This window comes from Pseudoalteromonas sp. AWM4_233 (assembly GCF_056158285.1).
Genome location: NZ_JBSWSZ010000026.1, coordinates 1 through 2757 on the forward strand (window position 1 = coordinate 1; position 2757 = coordinate 2757).

The 2757-nt window shown below is 35.4% G+C and carries 3 protein-coding genes; 1 reads left to right on the plus strand and 2 read right to left on the minus strand.

Features of this window, described 5'->3' with window-relative positions; genetic code table 11:
• Together ACXAC4_RS18775 and ACXAC4_RS18780 are read right to left on the minus strand one after the other, a co-directional pair.
• A partial coding sequence (locus tag ACXAC4_RS18775; protein WP_475164560.1) for a PfkB family carbohydrate kinase occupies nt 1–898 on the minus strand: 898 nt, incomplete at its 3' end.
• A complete protein-coding gene (locus ACXAC4_RS18780; protein WP_475164562.1) occupies nt 882–2210 on the minus strand; it encodes a cytosine permease in 1329 nt (442 codons plus the stop codon). The genes ACXAC4_RS18780 and ACXAC4_RS18775, both read right to left, overlap by 17 nt.
• A 168-nt stretch (nt 2211–2378) precedes the next feature.
• On the opposite strand from ACXAC4_RS18780, the gene ACXAC4_RS18785 reads away from it, so the two are divergent.
• The gene (locus tag ACXAC4_RS18785) at nt 2379–2753 is read left to right on the plus strand and encodes a hypothetical protein (protein ID WP_475164564.1); all 375 of its coding nucleotides are present in this window, start codon (nt 2379–2381) and stop codon (nt 2751–2753) included.
• Nucleotides 2754–2757 lie beyond the last annotated feature (4 nt).

Sequence of the window (2757 nt, forward strand, 5' to 3'; positions counted from 1 at the left end):
ATCCTCCTTGTATAGATACCGCCTGCGTTGCGGCAATATTCCCCCATATACAAGCGGTTTCAACATCTTTCCCATCCAACAAAGCTGCCAAAAAAGCTCCTGTATGGGCGTCACCTGCGCCAATTGTATCCACCATATTTGTTTTTAAACCTGCAACTTTAATAATAGAGGAACCATTGTAATAAGCTGCTCCTTTAGCACCAAGAGTTACAATAATGTCATTTTGAGTTTGCTCATATAGCTTTTCTAAAGCATGCATTCTATTAGAAGATCCCATTAAAGCTAATAGTTCATGATTATTACAATGAATAATGGGTCCTAATTTGAAAAGCTCACTTAAATCATAGGATGAAATAGCAGTAATCCTTGGTGATGGATCAAACAAGATAGTAGTTGAATTACCGTGCCTCTTTAAAAAATTAATAATCGCTTTTTCTTTATCCTGCTCCAATGAGTAGCCTGACAAGTAAATATAATCATATTGTTTACAAGACGTGTGTGTGAACCATTCTTCCTTCCAATTATCTTCGAGCCCACTAAAAGTAATAAACGTTCGCTCTCCGTTTTCTTCCACTAATGATAAGTTCCAGCCATTATCCATACTGTTATCTGAAATCAATATCTGGTGACCCTTTTGAATAAACTCTTTTTTTATGATATCAGCATTTTTTCCGTTTCCAACTGGGACAAGTAGATCGTATTTTGCATTTAATTGACTTAATACATTCGCAACATTATAAGCGCATCCGCCAACGGTACTTTCCATTATTTCTCCAGCAATGTCTTCTCCAGATATTGGTAATGTTTTAATTTTGGCAACTACATCTATAACGGCGCTACCAATAATCAATGCGCGCTTGTTGGAGTTGATTTTCTTCATTTTATAAGCTGCTTCCATTTCCTCCACCTCGTTGAACTGATTTTATTGTAGGATACATAAAAATTATATATATTACTCCACTAACAATAATTGTAATTGGAAGATAGTTACTAGCATCTAAATAATTCATTAATACTAACGCAGTCGTTACACCAAGTATCCAACTTATTACGCCACCTTTATTTATCGGATTTCTTTTTGCATCTTCTAATAGATCTCTACTATAACCAATACGTCTTCGGATTAATGTATAATCAATTAATAGTATAGATATCCAAGCTGCCAATCCAATCCCTAAAAAACTTAAAAAAAGCTGGAAATTCCCCATGAAATCCCTTGAGATTAATAAAACATATAAGGGAATAATAGTAATTAGGAAGGCATGAATCGTAATTGCAGTTGAATCTTTAACTTGTAAATTAAATGAAGCTAAGATCAATCTAGAAGACTTTAATCCAATAAAGCACATCGGCGTTAAACCACCAAGTGCAGCTACTAAATAAATTAATGTCATCCATTCAGGTAAAACGCTTCCAATTAGCGTAATTGGATTTTCTGCAGCAGCAAGCCCTTCTACTTCTGTTGCTAGTAATATACCTGTACTAATGATTAAAAATAAGGGGATAAAAGCACCTGCTGTTACATGAAATATAATTGAAAGAGAGGAGTTTTCTTTACTTTGATAACGGCTATAATCAGAGGACGCTTTTGTCCAAGTTAAGCCTGTACCAATAATAACAAACATTAAAGCTGGTAAAAAACCAGTTAACCAAGATCCTGATTCCATTGCAAATAATTTGTCCCAATTCGTATTTGGTATAAGAAAAGCTAATACAAAAATTGTTAATCCTCCAAATACGTACGTAAAGAAAGCTTGAGCTTTTACTAATGTTTCCTGTGAGAAAGAAACGGAAAAGAGAACAAGCGTTGCAAATAAAAGCCAACTGATAAATATTAAAAAACGATTAGAAGAAAAGCCTAATTCATTAAAAATAGATAAAAGTACTAATGTACCCGTAGTTACACCCTCATAATCAAGAGACCCCTCGGCCATGCCAGCAATACATTCTAGTAACCAAGGTGAGTCTTTTGTTGCCAGCGCGCCTATGCGAATTTGCTCAATAAGTAGTACATTATCTGTACTCGAATCGTACGGTAAAACAGCCACAGCATGGCCGCGCTCTAGTATTTCTCTGCGCACAGTTTGACTCATGCCACCAGCAAAAAGCGCATGATTAAATTTATACGCATGAATTTTAAAGAAGCCATCAATCGGCTCAATTGATGTGATTTTTACATCATTTTCATTAAATTGATTTATAGACTTCATAAATTTACCTTTAAAAATAGGGATATAGACGCAAAAAACTAGGTATTTCAGAGCTGTAATATATTCTGTTACACTTGAGCGTAATCTTTCACGTATTTACCCCTTTGCTATTGATGAAAACACGGTAACATACTCTCAATTAAAAATTGTCTAAGGATCGAGCGACAAATGAAAAAAAGCTTATTATCACTACTTGTTGGTTTATCATGCGCTTTAACCAGCACGATTTCTCAAGCCGAAGACTTATTACAAGTTTACGACATTGCAACTGCCAATGATCCTACGGTATTAAAAGCAAAAGCCCAAGCTAACGCACAAAAGTTTGCTAAAGACAGCGCATTAGGTGAATTACTACCTTCATTAGGTTTCAGAATGAGCTATGGTGAAACCGATAGAGATGGTTATGAAGGAAACGATGCAGAAGGTTATGTATTTGGTAGTTCATCTTCTGACTCTTTCACTCGTACACTTACTCTTTCACAAACCGTGTTCAGTTTAGGTGTGTGGAGGTGCTGTGTAAGAGGTGAATCTAACCGTCGTTAACCTT

Excerpts from the sequence above, each read along its gene's own strand:
- ACXAC4_RS18780 (WP_475164562.1), bottom strand. The coding sequence starts at position 2,210 with ATGAAGTCTATAAATCAATTTAATGAAAATGATGTAAAAATCACATCA.
- ACXAC4_RS18785 (WP_475164564.1), top strand. The coding sequence starts at position 2,379 with ATGAAAAAAAGCTTATTATCACTACTTGTTGGTTTATCATGCGCTTTA.